22 protein-coding genes are annotated in these 24,164 nt (G+C 72.4%); 11 read left to right on the top strand and 11 right to left on the bottom strand.

Going from position 1 to position 24,164, the window contains the following annotated elements:
- Positions 1-49: 49 nt before the first annotated feature.
- Together P2424_RS19275 and P2424_RS19270 are read left to right on the top strand one after the other, a co-directional pair.
- The gene (locus tag P2424_RS19275; protein ID WP_276476992.1) at positions 50-1,042 is read left to right on the top strand and encodes a multicopper oxidase domain-containing protein; all 993 of its coding nucleotides are present in this window, start codon (positions 50-52) and stop codon (positions 1,040-1,042) included.
- 181 nt (positions 1,043-1,223) lie between these two features.
- Positions 1,224-1,427, top strand: coding sequence for a cold-shock protein (locus P2424_RS19270; protein ID WP_019357886.1), 204 nt, complete (start codon positions 1,224-1,226; stop codon positions 1,425-1,427).
- A 155-nt stretch (positions 1,428-1,582) separates the two neighbouring features.
- Here the strand turns inward: P2424_RS19270 and P2424_RS19265 are convergent, their stop codons facing one another.
- Complete coding sequence (locus P2424_RS19265) at positions 1,583-3,271, bottom strand: L-lactate permease (RefSeq protein ID WP_276476991.1); 1,689 nt, start codon at positions 3,269-3,271, stop codon at positions 1,583-1,585.
- A 121-nt stretch (positions 3,272-3,392) separates the two neighbouring features.
- On the opposite strand from P2424_RS19265, the gene P2424_RS19260 reads away from it, so the two are divergent.
- Positions 3,393-3,845, top strand: a complete 453-nt coding sequence (locus tag P2424_RS19260) for a YchJ family metal-binding protein (RefSeq protein WP_276476990.1) — start codon at positions 3,393-3,395, stop codon at positions 3,843-3,845.
- 83 nt (positions 3,846-3,928) lie between these two features.
- Here the strand turns inward: P2424_RS19260 and P2424_RS19255 are convergent, their stop codons facing one another.
- Genes P2424_RS19255 through P2424_RS19240 form a run of 4 tightly spaced genes read right to left on the bottom strand, consistent with a single transcriptional unit; the run spans position 3,929 to position 7,064 of the window.
- A complete protein-coding gene (locus P2424_RS19255) occupies positions 3,929-4,351 on the bottom strand; it encodes a VOC family protein (protein ID WP_276476989.1) in 423 nt (140 codons plus the stop codon).
- Positions 4,352-4,369: 18 nt separating this feature from the next.
- The gene (locus P2424_RS19250) at positions 4,370-5,629 is read right to left on the bottom strand and encodes a saccharopine dehydrogenase NADP-binding domain-containing protein (protein ID WP_276476988.1); all 1,260 of its coding nucleotides are present in this window, start codon (positions 5,627-5,629) and stop codon (positions 4,370-4,372) included.
- A gap of 55 nt (positions 5,630-5,684) precedes the next feature.
- Positions 5,685-6,587, bottom strand: coding sequence for a DNA-formamidopyrimidine glycosylase family protein (locus P2424_RS19245; protein ID WP_276476987.1), 903 nt, complete (start codon positions 6,585-6,587; stop codon positions 5,685-5,687).
- A 51-nt stretch (positions 6,588-6,638) separates the two neighbouring features.
- Positions 6,639-7,064 (bottom strand): OsmC family peroxiredoxin, encoded by a 426-nt coding sequence (locus tag P2424_RS19240; protein WP_276476986.1) that lies wholly within the window; start codon positions 7,062-7,064, stop codon positions 6,639-6,641.
- Between the two features lie 289 nt (positions 7,065-7,353).
- Between P2424_RS19240 and P2424_RS19235 the strand changes: the two genes are divergently transcribed.
- Together P2424_RS19235 and P2424_RS19230 are read left to right on the top strand one after the other, a co-directional pair.
- Positions 7,354-7,923 (top strand): GH25 family lysozyme, encoded by a 570-nt coding sequence (locus tag P2424_RS19235; RefSeq protein WP_276476985.1) that lies wholly within the window; start codon positions 7,354-7,356, stop codon positions 7,921-7,923.
- A gap of 72 nt (positions 7,924-7,995) precedes the next feature.
- A complete protein-coding gene (locus P2424_RS19230; RefSeq protein ID WP_276476984.1) occupies positions 7,996-8,535 on the top strand; it encodes a hypothetical protein in 540 nt (179 codons plus the stop codon).
- A 163-nt stretch (positions 8,536-8,698) separates the two neighbouring features.
- Here the strand turns inward: P2424_RS19230 and P2424_RS19225 are convergent, their stop codons facing one another.
- Positions 8,699-10,456 carry a CoA transferase gene (locus tag P2424_RS19225; RefSeq protein WP_276476983.1) on the bottom strand — a complete coding sequence of 586 codons (1,758 nt, stop codon included), beginning with the start codon at positions 10,454-10,456 and terminating at the stop codon, positions 8,699-8,701.
- Positions 10,457-10,965: 509 nt separating this feature from the next.
- On the opposite strand from P2424_RS19225, the gene P2424_RS19220 reads away from it, so the two are divergent.
- Positions 10,966-11,508 (top strand): hypothetical protein, encoded by a 543-nt coding sequence (locus P2424_RS19220; RefSeq protein WP_276476982.1) that lies wholly within the window; start codon positions 10,966-10,968, stop codon positions 11,506-11,508.
- A 106-nt stretch (positions 11,509-11,614) separates the two neighbouring features.
- On the opposite strand, the gene P2424_RS19215 is transcribed toward P2424_RS19220, so the two are convergent.
- From P2424_RS19215 to P2424_RS19200, 4 genes are all read right to left on the bottom strand, one after another.
- Entirely contained in the window at positions 11,615-12,418 is an 804-nt protein-coding gene (locus tag P2424_RS19215; protein ID WP_276476981.1) for a DeoR/GlpR family DNA-binding transcription regulator, read from the bottom strand.
- On the bottom strand, positions 12,405-13,277 hold the full coding sequence (locus P2424_RS19210; RefSeq protein WP_276476980.1) for a class II fructose-bisphosphate aldolase: 873 nt from the start codon (positions 13,275-13,277) through the stop codon (positions 12,405-12,407). The genes P2424_RS19215 and P2424_RS19210 overlap by 14 nt, the downstream gene beginning before the upstream one ends.
- Positions 13,278-13,424: 147 nt before the next feature.
- Entirely contained in the window at positions 13,425-14,318 is an 894-nt protein-coding gene (locus P2424_RS19205) for a sugar isomerase (RefSeq protein ID WP_276476979.1), read from the bottom strand.
- 265 nt (positions 14,319-14,583) lie between these two features.
- Entirely contained in the window at positions 14,584-15,141 is a 558-nt protein-coding gene (locus tag P2424_RS19200) for a DUF1203 domain-containing protein (protein WP_276476978.1), read from the bottom strand.
- A gap of 214 nt (positions 15,142-15,355) precedes the next feature.
- On the opposite strand from P2424_RS19200, the gene P2424_RS19195 reads away from it, so the two are divergent.
- From P2424_RS19195 to P2424_RS19180, 4 genes are all read left to right on the top strand, one after another.
- Positions 15,356-16,525 carry a CaiB/BaiF CoA-transferase family protein gene (locus P2424_RS19195; protein WP_276476977.1) on the top strand — a complete coding sequence of 390 codons (1,170 nt, stop codon included), beginning with the start codon at positions 15,356-15,358 and terminating at the stop codon, positions 16,523-16,525.
- Between the two features lie 11 nt (positions 16,526-16,536).
- Positions 16,537-17,679 carry an acyl-CoA dehydrogenase family protein gene (locus tag P2424_RS19190; protein WP_276479032.1) on the top strand — a complete coding sequence of 381 codons (1,143 nt, stop codon included), beginning with the start codon at positions 16,537-16,539 and terminating at the stop codon, positions 17,677-17,679.
- Between the two features lie 68 nt (positions 17,680-17,747).
- Complete coding sequence (locus P2424_RS19185) at positions 17,748-18,962, top strand: acetyl-CoA C-acetyltransferase (protein WP_276476976.1); 1,215 nt, start codon at positions 17,748-17,750, stop codon at positions 18,960-18,962.
- A 78-nt stretch (positions 18,963-19,040) separates the two neighbouring features.
- Complete coding sequence (locus P2424_RS19180; protein ID WP_276476975.1) at positions 19,041-21,236, top strand: 3-hydroxyacyl-CoA dehydrogenase NAD-binding domain-containing protein; 2,196 nt, start codon at positions 19,041-19,043, stop codon at positions 21,234-21,236.
- A gap of 68 nt (positions 21,237-21,304) precedes the next feature.
- On the opposite strand, the gene P2424_RS19175 is transcribed toward P2424_RS19180, so the two are convergent.
- Complete coding sequence (locus P2424_RS19175) at positions 21,305-22,084, bottom strand: MerR family transcriptional regulator (protein WP_276476974.1); 780 nt, start codon at positions 22,082-22,084, stop codon at positions 21,305-21,307.
- A gap of 256 nt (positions 22,085-22,340) precedes the next feature.
- Between P2424_RS19175 and P2424_RS19170 the strand changes: the two genes are divergently transcribed.
- The gene (locus P2424_RS19170; protein WP_276476973.1) at positions 22,341-24,158 is read left to right on the top strand and encodes an AMP-dependent synthetase/ligase; all 1,818 of its coding nucleotides are present in this window, start codon (positions 22,341-22,343) and stop codon (positions 24,156-24,158) included.
- Positions 24,159-24,164: the final 6 nt, after the last annotated feature.

Raw genomic sequence — 24,164 nt, 5'->3', positions numbered from 1 at the left:
ACCGTTCAGCACTCCATTGGCCACACGCCCCCGGGGGAGATCGAGAGCGATGACCCGAGAAACCCGAAACTCCAGCACCCACACCCGCCGCTCCTTCAGCAGAGGTCTGCTGGCCTCGGGCACGGTCGCCGCGGTCGGCGGGAGCGCGCTGACGGCGGCCGCCCCCTCGGCGCAGGCGGCACCGGCCCGCTCCGCAGCCATCCGCCGCGCGGGCAAGGGCGGTGCGACCCGGCGGATGAAGATGTACGTGGAGAAGCTCCCCGACGGCAGGATGGGCTACGGCCTGGAGAAGGGGAAGGCCACCGTTCCCGGACCGCTGATCGAACTGATCGAGGGCGACACCCTGCACGTCGAGTTCGAGAACACCATGGACGTCGCGGCCAGCCTCCACCCGCACGGCGTGGACTACGACATCGCCAGCGACGGCACCAGGATGAACAAGAGCCACGTCGAGCCGGGCGGCAAGCGCACCTACACCTGGCGCACCCACGCCCCCGGCCGCCGCAAGGACGGCACCTGGCGCCCCGGCAGCGCCGGCTACTGGCACTACCACGACCACGTCGTCGGTACCGACCACGGCACGGGAGGGATCCGCAACGGCCTCTACGGCCCGGTCGTCGTGCGCCGCGAGGGCGACATCCTGCCCGACCCGGACCGGCAGTTCACCATCGTCTTCAACGACATGACCATCAACAACCTCGACGAGGGGCCCGACTTCGAGGCCACCGTGGGCGACCGCGTCGAGATCATCATGATCACGCACGGTGAGTACTACCACACCTTCCACATGCACGCCCACCGCTGGGCCGACAACCGCACCGGCATGCTGGCGGGCCCGGACGACACCACCCCGGTCATCGACAACAGGATCACCGGCCCCGGGGACTCCTTCGGCTTCCAGATCCTGGCCGGGGAGGGATCCGGAGCGGGCGCGTGGATGTACCACTGCCACGTCCAGAGTCACTCCGACATGGGGATGGCGGGGCTGCTGCTCGTCGCCAAACCCGACGGCACCGTGCCCGGTCACGAGGGTCACGGGTGACGGCGCCGACCCCGGCCGTGGTACTGTGAAGACGTTGCAGTTTTGGTACCCATACGTGTGCGCGCCTGAGCTTTGTGGCTCGGGCGCGTTCTGTTTTCCGGAGCTTCTCTGGATGGGGGTCATTGCGGCGACGCGGAGCGCACGAGGTGTGCGACTCCCAGCCACCCTGAAGGAGAAGAACATGGCATCCGGCACCGTGAAGTGGTTCAACTCGGAAAAGGGCTTCGGGTTCATCGAGCAGGACGGCGGCGGCGCCGACGTCTTCGCGCACTACTCGAACATCAACGCCCAGGGCTTCCGTGAGCTCCAGGAAGGCCAGAAGGTGAACTTCGACGTCACCCAGGGCCAGAAGGGCCCCCAGGCGGAGAACATCACCCCCGCCTGACACCCTGCCGCGCAGGATGGGCGCAGGGCCCGCACCGACGAGGTGCGGGCCCTGCGCCGCTTTTGTGGCCCCTCGGGTGCGGACCAGCGCGCTGGTTCCGGCCCCCGAGGGGGCGGCACCGCATCGCCGGACCCCGCGGCGCCGGCCGTGCCGCGTCAGGGCAGCAGCCAGGCCCCGACGCCGGACTGGAGCAGCACCAGCAGGCAGACCGCCAGCAGAAGCAGCAGGCTCCAGGCCACGACCTTGCGGAAGAGGACCGCCTCCTTGCCGAGCAGCCCCACGGCGGTCGCCGCGATCGTCAGATTCTGCGGGCTGATCATCTTGCCGACCACGCCGCCGGAGGTGTTCGCGGCCACCAGCAGCGTCGGATCCAGTCCCGCCCGGTCGGCCGCGGTCTGCTGCAGCGTGGCGAACAAGGCGTTGGCCGAGGTGTCCGAGCCCGTCACGGCCGTACCCAGCCAGCCCAGCAGCGGTGAGAGGAACGCGAAGGCGGCGCCCGCGCCCGCGATCCAGGTGCCGATGGTGATCGTCTGGCCGGAGAGGTTCATCACATACGCCAGGGCCAGCACCGACCCCACCGTGAGCAGCGCCCAGCGCAGCGTCACCACCGTCCGGACGAACTCGCGTACCGCGTCCCGTGGCCGCACCCGGTGCACGGCGGCCACCAGCACCCCGCACAACACGAGCAGCGAGCCGGGCGAGGAGAGCCAGGGGAAGACATGGACGGTGGCCGAGGACTGCTGGCCGGAGGCCGTCAGCACCTCCCCGTCCAGCCCCGGCCACGGCACCCGCACATCGCTGTCCGCGAGGAACGTCTCGACGGGGTCCCACAGCTTGGCGACGGAGAAGACCGCGATGACGACGAGGTAGGGCAGGAAGGCGAGCCCGATCCGGGCCGCAGACAGCTCCTCGTCGGGCTGCTCCGCCGTGCCATGGGATCCCGCGGCGCCGGGTGGCTGCTCGCCGCCGCCCGCTTCGCGGTGCTCGCGGGCGGCTGCCGACCGCAGGTCCTCCCGGACCCGTGCGCCCTCGGCAGGACGCCAGAAGCGGAGGAAGCCGACCACGGCTCCGAGCGCCACCAGCGCGGCGACGATGTCCGTCAGCTCCACCGAGAGGTAGTTGGAGCTCGCGAACTGCGCCACGGCGAACGCGCCTCCGCACACCAGGGCGGCCGGCCAGGTCTGCCGCACACCCCGCACCCCGTCCACCAGCGCCACCAGCAGCAGGGGCACGAACAGCGCCAGCAGCGGTGTCTGGCGGCCGACATAGGCCCCGATGTCAGCGGGGTCGATGCCGGTGAGGGAACCCGCCGTGATGATCGGCGTCCCGATCGCCCCGAACGCCACCGGCGCGGTGTTGGCCACCAGCACCGTGACGGCGGCCCGCACCGGCGAGAAGCCCAGTGCCATCAGCATCACACCGGTGATCGCCACCGGCGCGCCGAACCCGGCCAGCGCCTCCAGCAGCGCGCCGAAGCAGAACGCGATGATGAGCGCCTGGATCCGCGGATCGTCACTGACCAGGTTGAACGCGCGGCGCAGATCCGTGAACCGGCCGCTGGTGACAGTGAGCTGGTGCACCCACAGGGCGGCCAGCACGATCCACATGATCGGGAACAGCCCGAAGGCGGCACCCTCGGTGCCGGCGAGCAGCGCCAGGTGCACCGGCATGCCGTAGGCCCACACGGCCACCACCAGCGACACGCCCAGCGCGGCCGGCCCCGACCAGTGGGCCTTCAGCCGCAGGCCGCCCAGCAGGGCGAACAGGATGAGCAGGGGCAACGCTCCCACCAGTGCGGACAGCGCGAGGCTGTCGGCCACGGGGGAGAGATCGGGCCGGTACATCTCTCACCTTCGCCCTCGCACGTATGCGTTCCGGGACCGCGGACCAACCGTGTCGAACTGATCGTTCCGCAAGGTTGGTTCCGGAACAGCCCGCTGTCCAGAGGTCCGGCATGATGAACACATGCCCCGACGCAAACCCGCCCGTCCAGCACACCGCGCGGCCGCCACCGACCGCTCGGGTCCCGGCCGCCACGCGCCCACCGCCTGCCCCTGCGGAGCAGCCCGCTACGCGGAGTGCTGCGGCCGCTTCCACCGCGACGAGACGGTGCCCGCCACCGCGGAGGAGCTGATGCGCTCCCGCTACGCCGCCTTCGCCCTGGCGGACATCGGCTATCTGCTGCTCACCTGGCACCCGGACACCCGTCCCGCGCACCTCGACCTGTCCGGCGCGCCGCGCTGGACGGGTCTGGAGATCCTCGCCACCTCCGGCGGCAGCGCCTTCCACCAGGAGGGGACGGTCTCCTTCCGCGCCCACCACCGGGGGGCGGACGGCACTCCCGGAAGCCAGCAGGAGCGCAGCCGGTTCGTCCGGGTGGACGGCGCCTGGCGCTATCTGGACGGTGCCGTGGACTGAACCCGGACGGTGCCGCGGGCCCGCGCGCCTGCCCGGGGGCCGGGGCGCCGAGGAGACCCCCCGGCCCGCCGTGGGCCCCGGGCTCAGCCCTGCCCCTCGGCACCCTCCTCGTCCTGCGGGTACCAGCGCAGCTCGACCGTGTTGCCGTCCGGACCCCGCACGTAGATCGACTGCGCCGTGCCCCGGGCGCCGAAGCGGCTGACCGGGCCCTCCAGCACCTGGAACTCGCCCGAGTCGAGCACCGCCCGCCAGTCCAGCGGCTCGACGACCAGGCAGATGTGGTCGACGTTCGTCCCGTCCCCGCCGCCCACGGCGGCCTCCCCGGACCGGTCGAGCAGATCGATGATCGTGACCGGGCTGACCCGCACCGACGGGAACGGGACCGCACCCGCCCGCCACTCCTCGACCCGGACCGGTTCCAGGCCCAGCGGCCCGCAGTAGAACGCCAGCGCCCGCTCGACATCCGCCACCTTGAGCACGAGGTGGTCGAAATCCTTGACTCGCATGGAAGCCTCCCGGGCAGTTCAGTGCGGTGCGTTCGCGGCGGACTCGGTGTCCTCGGAGTCCTCCAGGACCCGGAACTCCACTCCGGCGCGGATCAGCCGGGCGGTCAGCGCCTCGCCCATCGCGACGGCGGTCGTCACCTGGCCCGAGGTGGGCGGCAGGTCGTCGTGGGCGAGGCAGAGCGCCGCCTCCGCGAACATCTTGGCCGTCTCGTCGTAGCCGGGGTCGCCGCCCGCGACCTCGGTGACCACCCGGCGTCCGCCGCCCCGGCCCAGGAAGCGCACCGAGAACCAGCTCCGTGCCCGGCGGCGCTCGTCCGGCCCCTCACCCGGGACAAGCCTGGAGGTCAGGAACCGTCGCAGCGGCGGCAGCTGCGCCGCGGCGAACAGGCCGCCCGCGCCCGCGATCCCGCCCAGCGCGACCGGCAGCCGCCGGACACCCGCGTAATGGCGGTAGGTGAACTGCGGGCCGTAGCGCTCCAGCGCGGCCGCCGAACGCCCCACGATCTGCCCGTCGATGGTCGGCAGCGGCACGGCCCACAGCCCCAGCTCGTCCTCGTGCCGCACCCGGCCCGTGGGCGTCCGGACCGAACGGTCCGCCGGGCGCGGATCGGCGGCCCTGCGGGCCTTGGCGGTCCGGGCCATCCGGTCGGCGCGCGAGAAGGACAGCAGCGCGCTGGCGAACGTGCCGCCGGAGATGGCCGCGTTGGAACGGACGAAGCCGTCGACGCTCAGCGGTACCCCCTCCGGCAGCTGCTGCACGGTGAAGTGGGCACCCAGGTCGTGCGGTACCGAGTCGAACCCGCAGGCGTGCACGAGCCGGGCCCCCGTCCGCCGTGCCCGGGAGTGGTGCCGCAGGTACATCAGATCCACGAACTCCGGCTCGCCCGAGAGGTCGAGGTAGTCCGTCCCCGCGTCGGCGCACGCGGCCACCAGGCGGATGCCGTACCGCAGATAGGGCCCGACCGTGCTCGCCACCACCCGGGAGCGTTCCGCGAGGTCGGCCGCCGCGTGCGGGTCGTCGGCATCCGCGGTGATCAGCGGCACCTCGCCCGCGTCCGGGTACGCGGCGGCCAGCCGCTCGCGCAGTTCCTTCAACTTCCGTTCGCTGCGCCCGGCCAGCGCCCAGCGGCAGCCCCCGGGCGCGTTGGCCGCCAGGTATCGCGCGGTCAGTTCGCCGACGAAGCCGGTCGCCCCGAACAGGACGACGTCGAACTCCCTTGCCTGGCGTTCCGGTGCGGCGGTCTTCTCCGCCGCGGCTCCGGTCTCTTCAGCGTCCACAGCAACCTCTCCGGGCCCCATGAGCCCTTACCGACGGGTAGTGCTGATGCCGCCCTCATTTCAGCAGACGCGACAGCCGCCGGTCCGCAAGGGGCTTACCGCCGGTCTGGCAGGTGGGGCAGTACTCCAGTGCGGAGTCGCTGAAGGAGACCGAACGCAGGGTGTCCCCGCACACCGGGCACGGCTCGCCCGCGCGGCCGTGCACCCGCAGCCCGAGGCGCTTGCCCGCCTTCAGATCGGCGGCCGACAGCCCCCGGGCCCGCTCGACGGCAGCGGTGAGGACCTCCCGCAGTGCCGTGTGCAGGAAGCCGATCTCCTCTTCGGAGAGATCGGCGGCGAGCCGGAACGGTGACATCCTCGCCGCGTGCAGGATCTCGTCCGAATAGGCGTTCCCGATGCCGGAGACCACCGACTGATCCCGCAACAGGCCCTTGACGCGGTGCCGCTGCCCGCTGAGCAGAGCGGCGAGGGCCGCGCGGTCGAAGGAGGGGTCGAGCGGGTCGGGCCCGAGCCGTGCGATTCCCGGCACCCGGCCTGGGTCCCGTACCAGGTACACGGCGAGCCGCTTGTGGGTGCCCGCCTCGGTGAGGTCGAACCCCTCGGTCGGCTCGCCCGCCAGCACCACCCGCAGTGCGAGCGGCCCCTTGCCCGGGCGGGGCGGAGCGGCGGGCAGTGAGTCCTGCCACCGCAGCCACCCGGCCCTGGCGAGATGGACGATCAGGTGCAGGCCCTCCCCGTCCGGCGTGCGCCCCTCTTCGGGCGTCCCGCCCAGCACCAGGTCGAGGAACTTGCCGTGCCGGGCGACGCCGGTGAAGGCCCGGCCCTCCAGCGCGTCCAGCGGCGGATCGTAGGTCTTGAGCACACTGATCGCGACCGGCAGCACACGCCGGACGGTGCGCCCGGTCAGCCGCTCGGCCAGGAAGTGCCGCAGAGCCTCGACTTCGGGGAGTTCCGGCATGGTTCCTCGTCTCCGGAGGGCGGGGCGGGGCCGCGCGGTGGGTGGGGCGGTTCAGGCCAGTTCGGCCTCGTGGGTGATCGGAGTGGCCTGCAGTGCCTGGCTGACGGGGCAGTTCCGGGCGGCTTCCGCCGCCGCGGCCGCGAACGCGGCCTGATCGATGCCGGGCACCTCGCCCCGCACGGTCAGATGGATCCCCGTGATGCCCGTGCCCGGCTGGAAGTCGACGGCCGCCTTCGTGGTGAGCGTGGTGGGCGGGGTGCCCGCGCTGTTGAGGCCGTTGGAGAGCGCCATCGAGAAGCAACTGGAGTGCGCGGCGGCGATGAGTTCCTCGGGGCTGGTCCTGCCGCCGGGCTCCTCCGCGCGCGATGCCCAGGAGACCGGGTACTGGCCGATACCGGAGGAGTCGAGGCTGACGGTGCCCGACCCTTCGGTGAGGTTCCCGTTCCAGACGGTGTGAGCGGTACGTGTGGTGGCCATGATGCTCTCTCTCCGTATCGTTTTCGCCGTGCGCAGGGCGGGTGGCCGCGGCCGCTGGGCGGCCGGAGCGGTACCCGCGGGCAAGTGTCGCAGTACCCGATCGTGCGCCCTTGTCACGCGCGCCGCACTCCATGACGCGCCGGGCGCGGGGATGGCGGAGCGCGTGCGGCGACTGCCGGCAGGAGACGGGACTGCACGGGGTACGGTGTGACGCTCAGCGGGTATCGAAGAGTAATCAGCGGCGTGCGCAGAGTGAAAAGAGCGAAGAGAGAGTGGGTGGCGCACAGTTATGATCAAAGGGATCGATGTCGCTTCGTACCAGCCCGAGGACTACAGCACCCGGGGGGTCGAGTTCGTCTTCATCAAGCTCACCGAGGGGACGTCCTACACCAACCCCAAGTGGGTCGAGCAGCGCCGGACCGGTCGGGACGCCGGACTGGTCACCGGCTTCTACCACTTCGTCAGGCCGGGCAGTATGAAGGCCCAGGCCGACTACTTCCTCTCGAAGATCGACCTCGTCGCCGGCGACATGCTGGCGCTCGACTGGGAGGACTCCGCGGTCGGCAACGACGAGAAGGACGAGTGGATCAAGTACGTGCAGGACAAGACGTCCGGACACAAGGTCCTGCTGTACTGCAACGTCGACTTCTGGCTGAATCGCGACAAGACCTCGTTCGCGGGCGACGGCCTCTGGATCGCGCACTACAACGGCAAACCGGGCGCCCCCGGCGTCAAGCACCGCTGGCGCTTCCACCAGTACACCAGTGATCCGATCGACACCAACCTCGGCGAGTTCGACAGCCGTGACGCGCTGCGCGCCTGGGCGGGCGGCACCAAGGATGCCCCGGACGAGCAGTGAGGCATCCGCGCGGCGGGCACGGCCGTGGGCCGAGGGTCCCACCCGGTAGCCGGGAGGGATACGCTCCCGTGCATGTCGGAAGCCAATTCCCCCTCCTCTCCCTCCCCCTCAGCCCGCGTCCGCACCGAAGACCGAGCCCCTGCCGAGGGCCGCGATCGCGCCGACGACCGCGACCTTGCGAGTGCCGACCCCGGGTCCGGGGAACGGCCCGCGACCGAGGGCCCTGCCGCGACCGAGCAGGACGGGGGGTCCTCGCCCACCGGTCCGGCAGGTGAGGCGCGGCGGGACGGGCCACCGGAGGCGCACGAGCCCGGAGAGCCGGAGGGAACCACGGTGGAACGGCCGGCGCTGACGCCGCGCCAGGCGCGGCGCATACGCATAGCCCTCTCGGCTGTCGTCATGCTCGCGGTGGCCGTCGCGCTGGCCGTCCGGCTGCGTTCGGCGCCCTCGGTGCTCACCGTCGGCTTCTACGGCCTCGCACTGATCCTCTCCGGCACCGCCATCGTGCTCAGCCGCCGGGGCCGCACCCGAGTGGCCACGGCGGTCCTCGGCCTCGGCTTCGTCCTCGTCGTCTTCGGCGAGTGGCTGCTCGGCGCGTCCGGCAGTCCCTGACCCGCGGACCGGCCCGCTGCGGTGCGCGCCCCAGGCGGCCCGCACGGCGGCGGACGGTACGGCGGGGCGGCGCAGCCCCGATGGCGCGGCGGACGCCGGATTGGCCGTGCCGCCGATCTCGGCGCAGCCCTGGGGCGGCTCCCTGGCAGCCCCGGGGCCGGCTTCAGGACAGCCACGCTGCCGGGTCACCGCCGGCCTGGCCGGTCACCCGTGCCCAGTCGCGGGGGCTGCGCGCGGCGTCGAGCGGGTCCTCCCCGCCCCCGGAGCCGGTCGCCGCGGACCCTGCGGAGTCCGCCGGGCCGAAGCCGACCGGGGAGAGCGCGTAGCGCAACCGCCCCAGCGGACTGTCCGCCGTCGTCAGCCAGGGCGTGTCGTCGGGCGCCGGACGCTCGGCCCCGGATGCCTCGCGTGCCGCTCCGCCCGGATCAGCGGGCAGGTCATGCAGCAGCCAGTGTGCGGTGCGGGCGAGGGAGAGCCGTACCAGCCGGGATCCGGCGGCACCGGTGCGCTGTTCGGTGAGGGCCCGGAGCAGCCCCGCGGCCAGCAGGTACCCGGTACCGTGGTCGAGAGCCTGGACGGGCAGTGCGCCCGGTGCCAGACCCGCCGACCCGGCGCCCGCGGCCGCTCGGCCGGCGGCACCCGCCGCCTCCAGGAAGCCGATACCGGTCGCGGCCTGCACCAGGCTGTCGAAGCCGCGCCTGCGCTGCCACGGCCCGGTAGCGCCCCACGCGCTGAGCTGGCCCACCACGAGGCCGGGCCGACGGTCCATCAGGGACTCGGGGGCCAGCCCGAACCGGTCCAGCGCACCCGGCCGGTATCCGGTCACCACCACATGCGCCGACGCCAGCAACTCCTCGAAGGCGGCCTGCCCGGCCCTACTGGAGAGGTCGAGCAGCGTCGAGCGCTTGCCCAGGTCGGTGTCCGCATGGGTGTCCAGGAACTCCGGCCGTTCCGGCGCGTCGATCCGCAGCACGTCCGCGCCGAGGAGCGCGAGTGTGCGGGTGGCGACCGGGCCCGCCAGCACGCGGGTGAGGTCCAGCACCCGCAGACCGCGCAGTCCTCCCGGGCCCGGTGGCCCCTCCAGTGGCAGGGTCGGTGCCCCGTCCAGCCTGCTGAGTGCGACCAGCGGCGTGGGCGCGACCGCTGCGCGCTGCGGATGGGCCGCCCACTCCTCGGGGGTGCGGGCGGCGATGGCCACGCCCCCTTCGCCGTACACCGCCTCCTCCACGTCCCGGGCCTGACGCCCCGCCAGCTCGGTGGCGATCCGGCCCGCCGCCGCCTCGTCGTCCGCCGGGCCGTGGTCCGGCATGCCCAGCGCCGACAGCAGCCGAGCGCGGTGGTGCGGGTAGTTGGCGTGGGTGCGCACCCAGCCGTCCGCGGTGCGCCAGAAGCGTGACAGCGGAGCGAAGGTGACCGGTGCTCTGCCGTCGATCCGCACCAGCCGGTCGCTCCGGAAGGCGGCGGCCACGGCACCGTCGTCCACCCGGACGGGGGGCAGCAGCGCGCTGCGGGCCCGTACACACGAGAACTCGGCCGCTGCCAGCGAGCAGGCCGTCACCGCGGCCGAGGCGAGTTCCTGGACGGGCAGCGCGGACGGCAGCAGGCCCGGGCGGCGTTCTCGGCCGGCGCGGGCCAGCAGCGCCGGATCCCCGCCGAGCGCGGCCCAGGCCTGTGCCGTACCCGACTGGGGGACGGCGCGCCCGGCGGCGGCCGTGCCCTCGGGCCCCCGGGGTTCCTCCTCGGCGGCGGTGGCTGCCGCCGGACCCGTGGAGCGGGCTGCTCCGCCGGGGGTGCTGTCGCGCTCGAACTCGCCGGGCACGAACTCGGTGTCGAACTTCGATGTGCCGACGGAGTCGCGGGCGGCCACGTCCCGAGCCTCTGGTGGCCTATCAGCCGCAGAAAACTGATCCATAACGAACATTTTGGCACTCGAGGGCGCGAGAGCGGGTGACGGCAGGGCGGAAGGCGGTCCACCGGCGTCAGTCGAACAGCACCGGATCCGAGACGGGTGGGGACGATCAGGCGGATACGGTCTGTGCTGCTGGTGGGGGCAGTCGGGTGAGCACCGCTCCGGTGCGGCGGCGAGAGTGGCAGGCTTGTCCGGCTCCGTGGACGCGTGCACTCCGGGGGGAGAGAGATAGCGGTGCCCCTCTCACGGTGCTGCTGACAGCGCGTCACTACGGTGTCACCCCGTTCTTGCGCCTCGTACACGCCGGCCTCCCGTCACGGGTTCCGGTTCCGCCGCCCGGGGCGACCGAGCACCCTTCGGCAGGGTGGCGTCAGATGCACGGTGCCGCACGGGGTAGGCGGCGTGCCGTTGTGCACCGGGAGTTGGAGCATCGCTGGTGGCGCTCCAGAGGCAGAGCACCACCCAGGGCCGCAGTCCCACCGCTCGCCGCCGACCCGGACGCACTCGGAGAGGCAGACCCCATGAACTCGCCGAGCATCTCCACCGCCGTGCCCGGTACCGTCCTCCCGTCCGCTCCGGCGACATCGGTTCCGGCGCCCGCACCCGTCCGGCGTGCCTTCGCACTGTGGATGATCGCGGTGGCCGCCGGGGTGTTCGAGACGGTGCTCGCCGTCGGCGAGACGGCCGCCGACGGTTCGGGTTCGGCAGGCGAGATCGGGGTGGGTCTCACCATCCGGCTGACCGTCTTCACCTCTGCATGGTGGTGCGCCGTATGCATGCGCCGTGGACACGGCTGGGCCCGCCTCGCCCTCGCTCTCGGTCTGGGCATCGGAGGAACGGCGTCGATGGTGACCGAGCCCCTCCGGCGCCTCGCCGACGGAGCGTCGGTCGGAGCGCTGCTCTCCGACATCGGCGCGCTGGACCTCGCCTTCGCCGCGAGCCGCACCCTTCATGTACTGGCAGTTCTCACCGCGGTGATTCTGATGTTCCTCCCTGCGGCGAACGCGTACTTCACCTCTGCTTGTAGGAGTTGTACCTCCGCCTACCGCTCCACGGATCGGTAGGCGAACGGCGGTGCAGACCGCCAGCCGGACCCCCGGACCCCCGGGGCCTGGGGCATCTGGTCCCTTTGGTCATTGCCTGGACCGAGCGGACCAGGTCACCCCCTCGTCAATCCTCCGGATCCGGCTCCGCCACCACTGTGCGCAGGCCCCGCTCCTCGAACTCGCGGCGCGCGGAGTCCGGGATCCCGCTGTCGGTGAGGAAGGTGTGGAAGATCCCGGGGCCGCCGATCCTGGCGAAGCAGCGCACGCCGACCTTCGAGGAGTCGGTGACCACCACGGCCTGCTCGGCGCGGCGGGCCATCAGCCCGTTGATGCGCCCCTCCGACTCGTCGTGCACGGTCGCCCCCTCCGCGGGATCCATGCCGTTGGCGCCGATGAAGGCGATGTCGACCGTGAGTTCGTCCAGGACCAGTTCGCTGTAGGGGCCGGTCAGCTCGAAGGTGCGGGAGTGCGCCACACCCCCCGTCAGCACGGTCTTGATCTGCGGCCGCACTGCCAGCTCGTAGGCGATGTTCAGGGCGTTCGTGACGATCGTCAGATGCTGCTGCGGACCCGACTCGGCCAGGTCGGGGCGGGTGGCCAGGGAGCGGGCGATCTCCGTGGTCGTCGTACCGCCGCTCAGCCCGACGACGTCGCCGCGCTCCACCATCGCAGCGGCGGCCCGGGCCAGTGACTGCTTCGTCCCCACGTGGTGTCCGCGCTTGTAGCGGATCGGCAGATCGTAGGTGACCGCGCTGAGCACCGCGCCGCCTCTGGTGCGGGTGAGCAACTGCTGCTCGGCCAGCGCGTCCATGTCGCGCCGCATCGTCGCCGCGGAGACCTCCAGTGTGGTGGCGGCCTCCTCGACTTCCATGCTGCCGCGCTCGCCCAGCAGTTCGAGCAGCGCGTTCATCCGCTCATGGCGCTTCACCTGAGGTCTTCTCCTTCATCCGCCCCGTGTCCCCGAGTACGTGCAGAAGCCGTGCCGCCTCGCTCCGGACCGCCTCCCGTGCCGGGGCTACATACTTGCGCGAGTCGATCAGCGCGGGGTCGGTCTCCAGCACCTTACGCACGCGCCCGGTGAAGACCGAGACGAGATGCGTCGATATATTGATCTTGGTCATCCCCGCGCCGATGGCCGCCCGCAGCTCTTCGTCGGGAACACCCGAGGAACCGTGCAGCACCAGCGGGACCGCCAGTTTCTCCCGCAGCCGGGCGATCAACTCCAGATCCAGCTTCGCGGTGCGTTCCCGCATGGCGTGGGAGGAGCCCACCGCGACCGCCAGCGCGTCCACTCCGGTGGCCGCGACGAACGCGAGCGCCTCTTCGGGATCGGTTCGCACTCCCGGCGCGTGCACCCCGTCCTTGCCGCCCACCTCGCCCAGCTCCGCCTCGACGAAGACCTCCCGCTCGTGGCACCAGGAGGTCAGCTGCGCGGTGGTCGCCACGTTCTGCGTGTACGGCAACGTGGAGGCGTCGATCATCACCGAGCCGACTCCGGCCGCGACACCCTGGCGGATCAGATCCGGCTCGGTGATGTGGTCCAGGTGTACCGAGACATCGGTCCGCGCGGCCTCCGCGAGCGCGAGGGCGGCGCGGGTGATCGGCAGCATACTGCCGTGGTAGCGCACACAGTTCTCACTGATCTGCAGGATGAGCGGCAGGCCGGTCTCGTCGGCGGCCGCCACCAGCGCTTCGGCGGTCTCCAGATGGATGACGTTGAACGCGGCCGCACCGGTACCCCTCGCCCGGGCGGCGGCGAGGATCGAGGCGGTGGGAACAAGAGGCATCGGGGACTCCTGGTGCGGGTGGAGCGGGCTGGGGTGGGGATGCGTCGGTCGGCGCCCCGCGCGGGCCGGGGCTGGACGGGCGTCGGAGACCTGGGTACAGGCGGAAGACGCGCCCGCACCCGGCCCATCCCGGCGCTCGCCGCCGGATCAGCCCTCCAGCATCACCGAGCGGGTGAGGCTGCGCGGGTTGTCCGGGTCGAGTCCCCGCACCCGGGCCCGTTCCAGCGCGACCCGGTGGACGAGAACCAGGTCCGCGAGCGGATCCCGGCCGTGGCACACGAACCGGGCACCCGTCGCGACCACTTCGCTCTCCAGCCCTTCCGGCGCCTGGCCGAAGAGCCAGGTGACCCGTCCGGGCGCGGCGATGGCTATCGGCCCGTGCCGGTACTCCATGGCGGGGTAGGACTCCGTCCAGCTCTGGGACGCCTCCCGCATCTTGAGGGCCGCCTCGTTGGCCAGACCGAAGGTCCAGCCCCGGCCGAGGAAGGTGAACTGCTCGGCATCCAGCCACTCCTGCTCCACCGGGCAGGTGAGAGCCTCCTCGGCGTCGGCGACCGGACCCGCCAGATCCTCGCCCAGGTGGGCCCGCAGCAACGCCAGCGCCGAGGTGGCGAAACGGGTCTGCACCACGGACTTCTCGTCCGCGAACGACAGCGCGACCGTCTCGTCCGACAGCGCCGTCGCCGGAGTGTCCGGGTCGCCCAGCACCGTCACGGTGGGGATCCGGCCGCGCACCGCGTCCAGTACACGCAGGACCTCCGTCGTGGTGCCGGAGCGGGTGAGGGCGACCACCGCGTCGTACCCCCGGGCCGCGCCGAGGAAGGACTCCGAGGCGGCGAAGGCGTCTGTCACCCCCAGGCCGGCCGCCTCGCGCAGCGAAGCGTACGACTGCGCCATGAACCACGAGGTGCCGCAGCCGATCACCGCGATCCGGGCCCCCGCAGCCGGAAGGGGGGTGTCACCGGAACCGATCTCCGCCGCTGCCCGCCAGGTCTCCGGCTGGCTGGACAGCTCCTGCTCCATGTATGCCGACTCGCCCATGTGCGGGACCCCCTCCTGGCCTGGATCCCTCCCGGCCGATGCGTGAAGCTGCGTGAAAACTCTGACTTTTCTGCAACTTTACGCAGTGCCCGCTCGACTGTCCATCCCACTCCCGGGTGACCGGGCGGGTCCTCCGGAGGCGGAAGCCGGGATCCGGGCACTTCCGCCGAGACCCGGGCGGCGGCCCGGGGCCGGCGAGTGCGGAGTGCCGGAGCGACGGGTGTCGGAGCGCGGAGTCCGGAATGCCGGTCCGGCTCCCCGCCGCTCACTCCGTGCCGCACCTCCGCGTCTCCACCTGGAAGCAGCCGAACTCCACCGCGCGCACGTGCACCGCCGCCACGAGCGGGTCGGCGTAGAGCTGCTCCAGTCCCTCCTCCACGGTCGGCGCTCCCTGCCGGGTACGGTCGAGCAGCAGGCCACCGAGGATGTTCCCCTGCGCCGAGTAGGCGCGCAGTGTGCGGCGTTCGCCGCGCATGGCTTCCGGGAAGCCGCCGTCCGCGGCGCCCGCCCAGCCGCCGCAGTCGTGCGGATGGATGAAGACCGGCCCGACCTCGTCGTACGCGCCCGGGTCGGCGTTCGTCTCGCGTGCCCAGCGGCGCAGTGGCGCGTAGGAGACGAGCGCGAGAGTCTCGCCCGGTCTGCTCCGCTCCAGGCAGCAGCGGAGCGGGTTGCCGCCCTCCTCGTCCACCACTGTGCGCGGCGGAGCGCCCGCGTCGTCGCGTGCGCGCAGTTCCTGCAGCGTTCCGGGCGGGATCGCCCGGACCTCGTATCCCGTGCGTGCCGTCCGGCGGCTCGCTCGCGTGCGTCCTGCTCTGGTGTCCATGCGTCCAGGCTGCGTTCGCGCGCACCCGGCTGCTGGCGGGAATCGGCCGTGGCGCTCGGCCGGTGCCCGGTGCGCGGCACGAGGTGCTCGCTGGAGGCATTGCCCGACGCTGCGGCTCCGGGCGGTTCAGTGGCTCGGCGGGGCTTGTGGATTGCCGGTGCGGTCCATAGCATCATCGGTGTTACATCAGTTGTGTCACAGTGCTGGGGGCCCGATGGCAGCAGCGGAGGAACGCGAGCGAGCCGCCGGCCGGGGCCCGCTGGCCGGAGTGCGGGTGGTCGAACTGGCCGGGATCGGGCCGGGGCCGTTCGCCGCCATGACGCTGGCCGACCTCGGGGCCGACGTCGTCCGCGTGGACCGGCCGGGGGGCGGTGCCCTCGGGGTCGCGCCCGAGTACGACGTCACCAACCGCAACAAGCGCTCCGTGCTGCTGGACCTCAAACAGCAGGCCGGAGCCGCCGCCGCGCTCTCCCTGATCGAGCGCGCCGACGTGCTCGTGGAGGGGTTCCGGCCCGGAGTCGCCGAACGCCTCGGTGTCGGACCGGACGTCTGCCTCGCCCGCAACCCGCGCCTGGTCTACGGACGGATGACCGGCTGGGGGCAGGAGGGGCCGCTGGCTCCGCGGGCCGGGCACGACCTCGGCTACATCGCCGTCACCGGGGTCCTCGGGATGACCGGACCCGCCGAGGGGCCGCCGGTCGCGCCGGCCAACCTGCTGGGCGACTACGCGGGAGGCTCCCTCTACCTCGTCGTCGGCGTCCTGGCCGCGCTGCACCACGCGCGCGGCCCGCAGGGCGCCGGACAGGTGGTGGACGCGGCGATCGTGGACGGAACCAGTCACCTCACGGCGATGATCCAGGGTCTGCTCGCCGCGGGCGGCTGGCAGGACCGCCGCGCCGCGAACCTGCTGGACGGCGGCTGCCCCTTCTACGGCACCTATGCCACCGCCGACGGCGGCTTCATGGCCGTCGGAGCGCTGGAGCCCGCGTTCTACGCGGAGTTCACCCACCTCCTCGGAATCGCCGAGGAGGCACCGCCCCGCGAGGACCTCGCCGCGTGGGCACGGCTGCGGGAGCTGATCGCCGCCCGGTTCGCCTCCCGTACCCGCGCGGAGTGGACGGAGGTCTTCGAGGACAGCGACGCCTGTGTGGCCCCGGTGCTCTCGCTGACCGAGGCGCCGTCCCATCCGCATCTGGCCGCCCGCGGCACCTATCTGGAGCACTCCGGCATCACCCAGCCCGCGCCCGCCCCCCGGTTCTCCGCGACACCCACCCGCGTCGCCTCCGCGCCGGCCCGGCCCGGTGCGCACACCGCGCAGGTGGCCCGCGACTGGGGCGTTCCGGCCCTGACCGCACCCGCAGCGGCGGGTGGAGGAGAGGCATGAAGCAGCAGCAGATGCAGCGGCAGATCTTCACCGCGGAACACGAAGCCTTCCGGCAGACCGTACGCACCTTCCTGGCCAGGGAGGTGACGCCGCACTACGCGCAGTGGGAGCAGGACGGCGTCGTCTCCCGGGACGTGTGGCGGGCCGCCGGCCGGCAGGGGCTGCTCGGACTCGCGGTGCCCGAGGAGTACGGCGGCGGGGGAGAGCCGGACTTCCGCTACGCCGCGGTACTCGCCGAGGAGTTCACCCGTGCGGGCGCGCCCGGCCTGGCGGTCGGGCTGCACAACGACATCGTCGGCCCCTACCTCACCGGGCTGGCGACCCCGGAGCAGAAGCGCCGCTGGCTGCCCGGCTTCTGCACCGGCGAGACCATCACCGCCATCGCCATGACCGAGCCCGGCGCGGGCTCCGATCTGCAGGGCATCCGCACCACGGCCCAGGACCGGGGCGACCACTGGCTGCTGAACGGCTCGAAGACGTTCATCTCCAATGGCATCCTCGCCGACCTGGTCGTCGTCGTGGCCCGGACCACGCCCGAGGGCGGCGCGCACGGGCTGAGCCTGCTCGTCGTCGAGCGCGGTGCCGAGGGCTTCGAGCGCGGCCGCAACCTGGACAAGATCGGGCAGAAGGCGCAGGACACCGCCGAGCTGTTCTTCACCGATGTGCGCGTCCCCAAGGAGAACCTGCTCGGGGAGCTCAACGGCGCCTTCCTGCACCTGATGACCAACCTGGCGCAGGAGCGGATGGCCATCGCCGTCGCGGGCATCGCCGCCGCCGAGCATCTGCTGGAGCTGACCACCGCGTACGTCAAGGAGCGCACCGCGTTCGGCCGGCCGCTGGCCAAGCTGCAGCACATCCGCTTCGAGATCGCCGAGCTGGCCACCGAGTGCGCCGTCACCCGGGCCTTCCTGGACCGCTGCATCGAGGACCACGCCGCGGGCCGGCTGGACGCGGTGCACGCCTCCATGGCGAAGTGGTGGGCCACCGAACTGCAGAAACGCGCCGCCGACCGCTGCCTGCAACTGCACGGCGGCTACGGGTACATGACCGAGTATCCGGTCGCCAAAGCCTTCACCGACGGCCGCATCCAGACCATCTACGGCGGGACCACCGAGATCATGAAGGAGATCATCGGACGGTCGCTGCTGAACTGACTCCGCGCCGGACCCGCCCGGCCGCCTCCGCGCGGCTCCCCTCCGCCCCCGTACGAAAGGCACCCCTCGTGAGCTCAGAAGCGTTCGTGTACGAGGCAATCCGCACCCCGCGCGGCCGCGGCAAGGCCGACGGCGCCCTGCACGGCACCAAGCCCGTCGACCTGGTCGTCGGCCTCATCGACGAGCTGCGCCGCCGCATGCCCGACCTGGACCCGCAGGCGGTCGACGACATCGTGCTCGGCGTCGTCAGCCCGGTCGGCGACCAGGGCTCGGACATCGCCAAGATCGCCGCCATCGCCGCGGGGCTGCCCGACACCGTCGCCGGGGTCCAGGAGAACCGCTTCTGCGCCTCCGGTCTGGAAGCGGTCAACATGGCTGCCGCCAAGGTCCGCTCCGGCTGGGAGGACCTCGTCCTGGCCGGCGGGGTGGAGTCCATGTCCCGGGTGAAGATGGGCTCGGACGGCGGCGCCTGGTTCAACGACCCGCTGACCAGCTTCGAGACCGGCTTCGTACCCCAGGGCGTCGGCGCGGACCTGATCGCCACCCTGGAGGGCTTCAGCCGCCGGGACGTGGACGAGTATGCCGCCCGCTCCCAGGAGCTGGCCGCGCACGCCTGGAAGGACGGCCGGTTCGCCCGCTCGGTGGTGCCGGTACGGGACCGCAACGGACTCACCGTCCTCGACCACGACGAGCACATCCGCCCCGGCACCACCGCCGACACCCTCGCGGGCCTCAAGCCGTCGTTCGCCGCCATCGGGGAGATGGGCGGATTCGACGCCGTCGCGCTGCAGAAGTACCACGCGGTCGAAGCGATCGACCACGTGCACCACGCGGGCAACTCCTCCGGCATGGTCGATGGTTCGGCCCTGGTCGCGGTCGGCAACCAGGAGGTCGGGGAGCGTTACGGGCTGCGTCCCCGGGCGCGGATCGTCTCGGCCGCCGTCTCCGGAGCCGACCCCACCATCATGCTGACCGGGCCGGCCCCTGCCTGCCGCAAGGCCCTGGCCAAAGCGGGGTTGTCGGTGGAGGACATCGCGGTCGCCGAGATGAACGAGGCGTTCGCCGCGGTGGTGCTGCGGTTCGCCAAGGACATGGGGCTCCCCTTGGAGAAGGTGAACGTCAACGGCGGCGCCATCGCCATGGGACACCCGCTGGGGGCCACCGGCGCGATGCTGCTCGGGACGTGCATCGACGAACTGGAGCGCACGGACCAGCGGTACGGGCTGGTGACGTTGTGCGTGGGAGGCGGAATGGGGGTCGCCACCGTGGTCGAGCGGCTGTAGCCGCGGCCGCCGCCCGCCCGATCCTTCCCCCCGCGCCGACGCCGGGGGGCCGCACCGTCCGCTCAGGGAGTCCGAACCATGCCCGAATCCACCTCCACCACCATCCGCTGGGACCAGGACAGCACCGGGATCGTCACACTGACCTTCGACGACCCGGACCAGTCCGCGAACACCATGAACGCGGCCTTCCAGACGTCCCTCACCGCGGTCGCCGACCGGCTCGAGGCCGAACGGGAGAGCGTGCGGGGCGTCATCATGACCTCCGCCAAGAAGACCTTCTTCGCCGGCGGCGACCTGCGGCTGCTCATCCGGGCGCGGCCCGAGAACGCGCAGGAGGTCTTCGACAACGGCATGCGCATCAAGCGAGACCTGCGCCGAATCGAGACCCTGGGCATCCCGGTCGTGGCCGCCCTCAACGGCGCGGCGCTCGGCGGCGGCCTGGAGATCGCGCTGGCCTGCCACCACCGGGTCGCCCTCGATGCCCGCGGCTCGAGGATCGGCTGCCCGGAGGCCACGCTGGGGCTGCTCCCGGCGGGCGGCGGCGTCACGCGTGCGGTGCGGCTGCTGGGCATCACCGACGCGCTGCTGAACGTGCTGCTCCAGGGCCAGCAGTACCGTCCTGCCAAGGCCAAGGAGGTCGGCCTGGTCCACGAGGTGGTCGGGACACCGGAGGAGATGCTGGCCGCCGCCCGCGCCTTCATCGAGGCCAACCCGGCCGCACAGCAGCCCTGGGACGTCAAGGGGTACCGGATCCCCGGCGGGACGCCCGCGCATCCGAAGTTCGCGGAGAATCTGCCGGCCTTCCCCGCCAACCTCAAGAAGCAGACCGGCGGCGCGCCCTATCCGGCTCAGCGCAACATCCTCGCGGCCGCCGTCGAGGGCGCCCAGGTGGACTTCGAGACCGCGCAGGTCATCGAGGCCCGCTATTTCGTGGAGCTGGCCTGCGGACAGATCTCCACCAATATGATCCAGGCGTTCTTCTTCGACCTCCAGGCCGTCAACGCGGGCCGCAGCAGGCCCCAGGGGATCGCCGAGCGCGAGGTGGCCAAGGTGGCCGTGCTGGGTGCGGGGATGATGGGCGCCGGAATCGCGTACTCGTGCGCGAGGGCGGGCATCGAGGTCGTGCTCAAGGACGTCACCGTGGAGGCGGCCGAGAAGGGCAAGGCGTACTCGGCGGGGCTGCTGGAGAAGGCGCTCTCCCGCGGGAAGACCACCGAGGCCGACCGCGACGCGCTGCTGGCACGGATCACCCCCACCGCGGATCCGCAGGCGGTGGCGGGCTGCGACGTCGTGATCGAGGCGGTGTTCGAGGATCCCGCGCTCAAGCACAAGGTGTTCCAGGAGATCGAGCACCTCGTCGCGCCGGACGCGCTGCTGTGCTCGAACACCTCCACGCTGCCGATCACCTCGCTCGCCGAAGGCGTCGAGCGCCGCGCGGACTTCATCGGGCTGCACTTCTTCTCCCCGGTGGACAAGATGCCGCTGGTCGAGATCATCAAGGGGCGCGAGACCGGGGACGAGGCGCTGGCCCGCGCGTTCGACCTCGTACGGCGGATCCGCAAGACCCCGATCGTGGTCAACGACTCGCGCGGCTTCTTCACCTCGCGAGTCATCGGCCACTTCATCAATGAGGGCGTCGCCCTGCTGGCCGAGGGCGTCGACCCGGCCACGGTGGAGCAGGCCGCCGCGCAGGCGGGCTACCCGGCCAAGGTGCTCTCCCTGATGGACGAACTCACCCTCACCCTGCCGCGCCGGATCCGGGACGAGACCCGGCAGGCGCTGCGGGCCGAGGGCGGGGAACTGCCCGTCCACCCGGCCGACGCCGTACTCGACCGGATGGTCGAGGAGTTCGGCCGCACCGGCCGCAGCGGCGGTGCGGGCTTCTACGACTACGACGAGAACGGCAAGCGGGCCGGGCTGTGGCCGGGACTGCGGGAGCACTTCGCCGCCGAGGGGGATCCCGGGATCCCCCTCGAGGACATGAAGGAGCGCATGCTCTTCTCCGAGGCACTGGACACTGTGCGGCTGTTCGAGGAAGGCGTGCTCACCACCGTCGCCGACGCCAACATCGGATCCATCATGGGCATCGGCTTCCCGGCCTGGACGGGCGGCGTGATCCAGTACATCAACGGATACGAGGGCGGACCGGCCGGCTTCGTGACTCGCGCCCGGGAACTGGGCGAGCGCTACGGCGAGCGGTTCGCGGTCCCCGCACTGCTGGCTCAGAAGGCCGAGCGGGGGGAGACCTTCGCCGACCGGCCGGCCGGCGACTGATCCGGCCGGACCGGCCGCCCCCGACCGGCCCGGGCAGCCGGGCGGCTCCGGCCGCCCGGACTGCCGGGTCACTCGGGGGCGGGGCCGGCGGCCGTGCGCGGGACGCTCTCCAGCGGGAAGACCTCCCGCAGCTCCTCCTTCATGGACCGCTGGAAGGCCGTCACCAGGGCCTGCACCACCATCGGCTGCATGTGCGCGGACAGCGACTTCATCCGCTCCAGCCGTTCGGGGTCCGGCTCCAGCTCCCGGTAGGGGTCCCACACCTCCTGCTTGAAGAGCCGGCTCAGTTCCCGCGCGGCGGAGCGGGCGTGCTCCAGCATCACCGAGCGCGCGGCCAGGATGGCCTCCTGCGAGATCGGCACGTCCAACAGCCGCACCCCGAGCTGCACGAGCGCGGGATCGACGCGGAAGACGTCCGGGTCGTCCGTACGGGCCAGCACGCTCATCGCCGCGAGGCGCTCGAGGTCGTCGTCGGTCAGCTCCCGCCCGACCCGGCCCTCCAGTTGGGAACGCGTCGTCTCGTCCACGGTGTCCGGCAGCCAGGAGGCCACGACCGCGCGGTGGATGGCCAGATCGTGGGCGCTGATGTCGTCGGGGAGCCGTTGCAGATAGCGTTCGATCGCAGCCAGGGTCATGCCCTGGTGCTGGAGCTCCTCGATGAGCGCCAGCCGGGAGAGGTGCTCGGGGCCGTAGCGGCCCACCCGGCGGGGACCGATGGTGGGCGGCGGCAGCAGGCCGCGGGTGCTGTAGAAGCGGAGCGTGCGCACCGTCACGCCCGCCCGCGCCGCGAGCTGGTCGACGGTGAGCTGGTCGAGGGGCTCGCCCGTCGTCCCGTTCTGCCGCTCCATCTGCCGCGCCCCTCTCACCGCGGCACCACCGGGGTGCCGTGCGTACCGATCGTGTTCAACAGTATTGCTGTCTCACCACTCATGTGAAACCTCGCCGGGTGTACCGCTCCGCTCTCCCCGGCCCCGTCGACGCGGCCGGGACGCCGCGCTAGGCTCGCGGCAGGACGGCGGGGGCGTACTGCCTGCCGGTGGCGCGAGCCCCCTCCCGCCGCCGCGATCGGCACCACTCATCGGCCACCTCACCTCCGGAGGCGCCATGACGACGATCCTGCGACTTCCCGGCGACGCGTCCGAACTGACCGTTCCCGACCTGTTATTACGCAACGAGCGCGACCACGGGGACCTCCCGGCGCTCTCCTGGGCCACCGGGGAGGGCGGACGCACCACGCTCAGCTGGGCCGAGGTCCGCCGGCGGGTCGCCGAGACAGCAGCCGGACTCGACGCGCTGGGCGTCACGCGCGGCGAGCACGTCCTGCTGATGATGGGCAACCGCTCCGAGCACTGGCTCACCGACCTGGCCCTGGTTCATCTGGGCGCGGTGCCCGTCTCCGTCTACGGCACCGCCTCGCCCGAGCAGATCGCCCATGTCGTCCGGCACTCCCGGGCCCGGCTGGCCGTCGTCGGCGGAGCTGAGGAGCGGGCCCGCTGGGAACAGCTGCCGGCCTGCGCGCAGCAGGGTCCCGGACGGTTCCGGCTCGTGGTGGCCGACACGGACGCCGCCGGCCCGCACACCGCCTGGAGCACCCTGCGGCAGCGGTACGACTCCGCCGCCTTCGAACGCGCCTGGCGCAGGGTGCGCCCCGACGACCCGGTGACCGTCGTCTACACCTCCGGCACCACCGGCGACCCCAAGGGCGTGGTGATCAACCACCGGAACGTGCTCCTCAACGGCATCGCACTCGACGGGATCGCCGAACTGCCCGACCACGTCGACCACATCTGCTACCTGCCCTTCGCGCACATCGCCGAGCGGATGCTCGGCATCTACCTGCCGGTGCTGCGCGCCGGGCATGTCCACCTGTGCCCCGATCCCGGCCGGGTCGCCGCCCTGGTACGGGAACTGCGACCGGCACAGTTCTTCGGGGTGCCGCGGGTGTGGGAGAAGCTGGCCGCGGCCGTCCGCGCGGCGCTGGAGGCGCTGCCCGCGGAGCGGCGGGCCGCCGTTCAGGACGCGGCACGGGTGGCCCGCGCCCAGGTGCGCTGCCGCGAGCGAGGCCACGCCCCCGACCCGCAGTTGGCGGCGGCCTACGAGAAGGCCCAGCACGAGGTCCTGCGGCCGCTGCTGGCGGCGGTGGGGTTCGACCGGCTGGTCTGGACGGCCAGCGCCTCCGCCCCACTGCCGCCGGATCTGCAGGACTTCTGGGCGGGCCTGGGAGTGGTGATCATGGACGCCTGGGGGCTGACGGAGACCACCGGAGCGCTCACCCTCAACGGGCCCGCGGCCTTCCGCGTCGGCTCGGTGGGCCGACCCCTGGTCGGCACGGAGGTCCGCACCGCCGCGGACGGCGAGATCATGGTGCGCGGCAGCACCCTCTTCGCGGGCTACCTACGCGCCGACGGTTCGGTCCGGCCCGGCACCGGCGCGGACGGCTGGTTCGCCACCGGGGACATCGGGCGCCTCGATGAGGACGGCTTCCTGTGGCTGACCGATCGCAAGAAGGAGATGATCGTCACCTCGACGGGCAAGAACGTCTCCCCGACCCTGGTGGAGAACGCGCTCAAAGAGCATCCGCTGGTGGGCCAGGCGATGGTGCACGGGGACGGCCGGTCGTATCTGGTCGCGCTCCTGGTCCTGGACACCGAGGCGCTCCCCGCCTGGGCGGCCCGCACCGGTGTCGAGGTGCCTCCGGGCCGGGCGGCCGCACTCCCCGCCGTCCGCGCCGAGATCGACCGTGCCGTGGCCGCCGCCAACGCCCGGCTCAACCGCACCGAACAGGTCAAGCGCTACCACCTGCTGGAGCGGGAGTGGACCCCGCAGACCGGGGAGCTGACCCCCTCGCTCAAGCTGCGGCGGCAGGTCGTACGCGACCGATTCCGGCAGGTCATCGACGGGTTGTACGAAGATCGTGTGTGAGAATCC

The sequence above is a fragment of the Streptomyces sp. WMMB303 genome (genome assembly GCF_029351045.1).
In the GTDB taxonomy this organism is placed as follows: Bacteria; Actinomycetota; Actinomycetes; order Streptomycetales; family Streptomycetaceae; genus Streptomyces.
This window is presented reverse-complemented; position numbering and strand designations above follow the sequence as displayed.

What these genes read in the sequence shown, in the direction of transcription:
- P2424_RS19190 (WP_276479032.1), top strand. Translation starts at nt 16,537, where the DNA reads ATGCAGCGGCAGATCTTCACCGCGGAACACGAAGCCTTCCGGCAGACC.
- P2424_RS19275 (WP_276476992.1), top strand. Translation starts at nt 50, where the DNA reads ATGACCCGAGAAACCCGAAACTCCAGCACCCACACCCGCCGCTCCTTC.
- P2424_RS19255 (WP_276476989.1), bottom strand. Translation starts at nt 4,351, where the DNA reads ATGCGAGTCAAGGATTTCGACCACCTCGTGCTCAAGGTGGCGGATGTC.
- P2424_RS19270 (WP_019357886.1), top strand. Translation starts at nt 1,224, where the DNA reads ATGGCATCCGGCACCGTGAAGTGGTTCAACTCGGAAAAGGGCTTCGGG.
- P2424_RS19195 (WP_276476977.1), top strand. Translation starts at nt 15,356, where the DNA reads ATGGCAGCAGCGGAGGAACGCGAGCGAGCCGCCGGCCGGGGCCCGCTG.
- P2424_RS19235 (WP_276476985.1), top strand. Translation starts at nt 7,354, where the DNA reads ATGATCAAAGGGATCGATGTCGCTTCGTACCAGCCCGAGGACTACAGC.
- P2424_RS19210 (WP_276476980.1), bottom strand. Translation starts at nt 13,277, where the DNA reads ATGCCTCTTGTTCCCACCGCCTCGATCCTCGCCGCCGCCCGGGCGAGG.
- P2424_RS19265 (WP_276476991.1), bottom strand. Translation starts at nt 3,271, where the DNA reads ATGTACCGGCCCGATCTCTCCCCCGTGGCCGACAGCCTCGCGCTGTCC.
- P2424_RS19200 (WP_276476978.1), bottom strand. Translation starts at nt 15,141, where the DNA reads ATGGACACCAGAGCAGGACGCACGCGAGCGAGCCGCCGGACGGCACGC.
- P2424_RS19180 (WP_276476975.1), top strand. Translation starts at nt 19,041, where the DNA reads ATGCCCGAATCCACCTCCACCACCATCCGCTGGGACCAGGACAGCACC.
- P2424_RS19225 (WP_276476983.1), bottom strand. Translation starts at nt 10,456, where the DNA reads ATGTTCGTTATGGATCAGTTTTCTGCGGCTGATAGGCCACCAGAGGCT.
- P2424_RS19240 (WP_276476986.1), bottom strand. Translation starts at nt 7,064, where the DNA reads ATGGCCACCACACGTACCGCTCACACCGTCTGGAACGGGAACCTCACC.
- P2424_RS19245 (WP_276476987.1), bottom strand. Translation starts at nt 6,587, where the DNA reads ATGCCGGAACTCCCCGAAGTCGAGGCTCTGCGGCACTTCCTGGCCGAG.
- P2424_RS19205 (WP_276476979.1), bottom strand. Translation starts at nt 14,318, where the DNA reads ATGGGCGAGTCGGCATACATGGAGCAGGAGCTGTCCAGCCAGCCGGAG.
- P2424_RS19175 (WP_276476974.1), bottom strand. Translation starts at nt 22,084, where the DNA reads ATGGAGCGGCAGAACGGGACGACGGGCGAGCCCCTCGACCAGCTCACC.
- P2424_RS19170 (WP_276476973.1), top strand. Translation starts at nt 22,341, where the DNA reads ATGACGACGATCCTGCGACTTCCCGGCGACGCGTCCGAACTGACCGTT.
- P2424_RS19260 (WP_276476990.1), top strand. Translation starts at nt 3,393, where the DNA reads ATGCCCCGACGCAAACCCGCCCGTCCAGCACACCGCGCGGCCGCCACC.
- P2424_RS19230 (WP_276476984.1), top strand. Translation starts at nt 7,996, where the DNA reads ATGTCGGAAGCCAATTCCCCCTCCTCTCCCTCCCCCTCAGCCCGCGTC.
- P2424_RS19220 (WP_276476982.1), top strand. Translation starts at nt 10,966, where the DNA reads ATGAACTCGCCGAGCATCTCCACCGCCGTGCCCGGTACCGTCCTCCCG.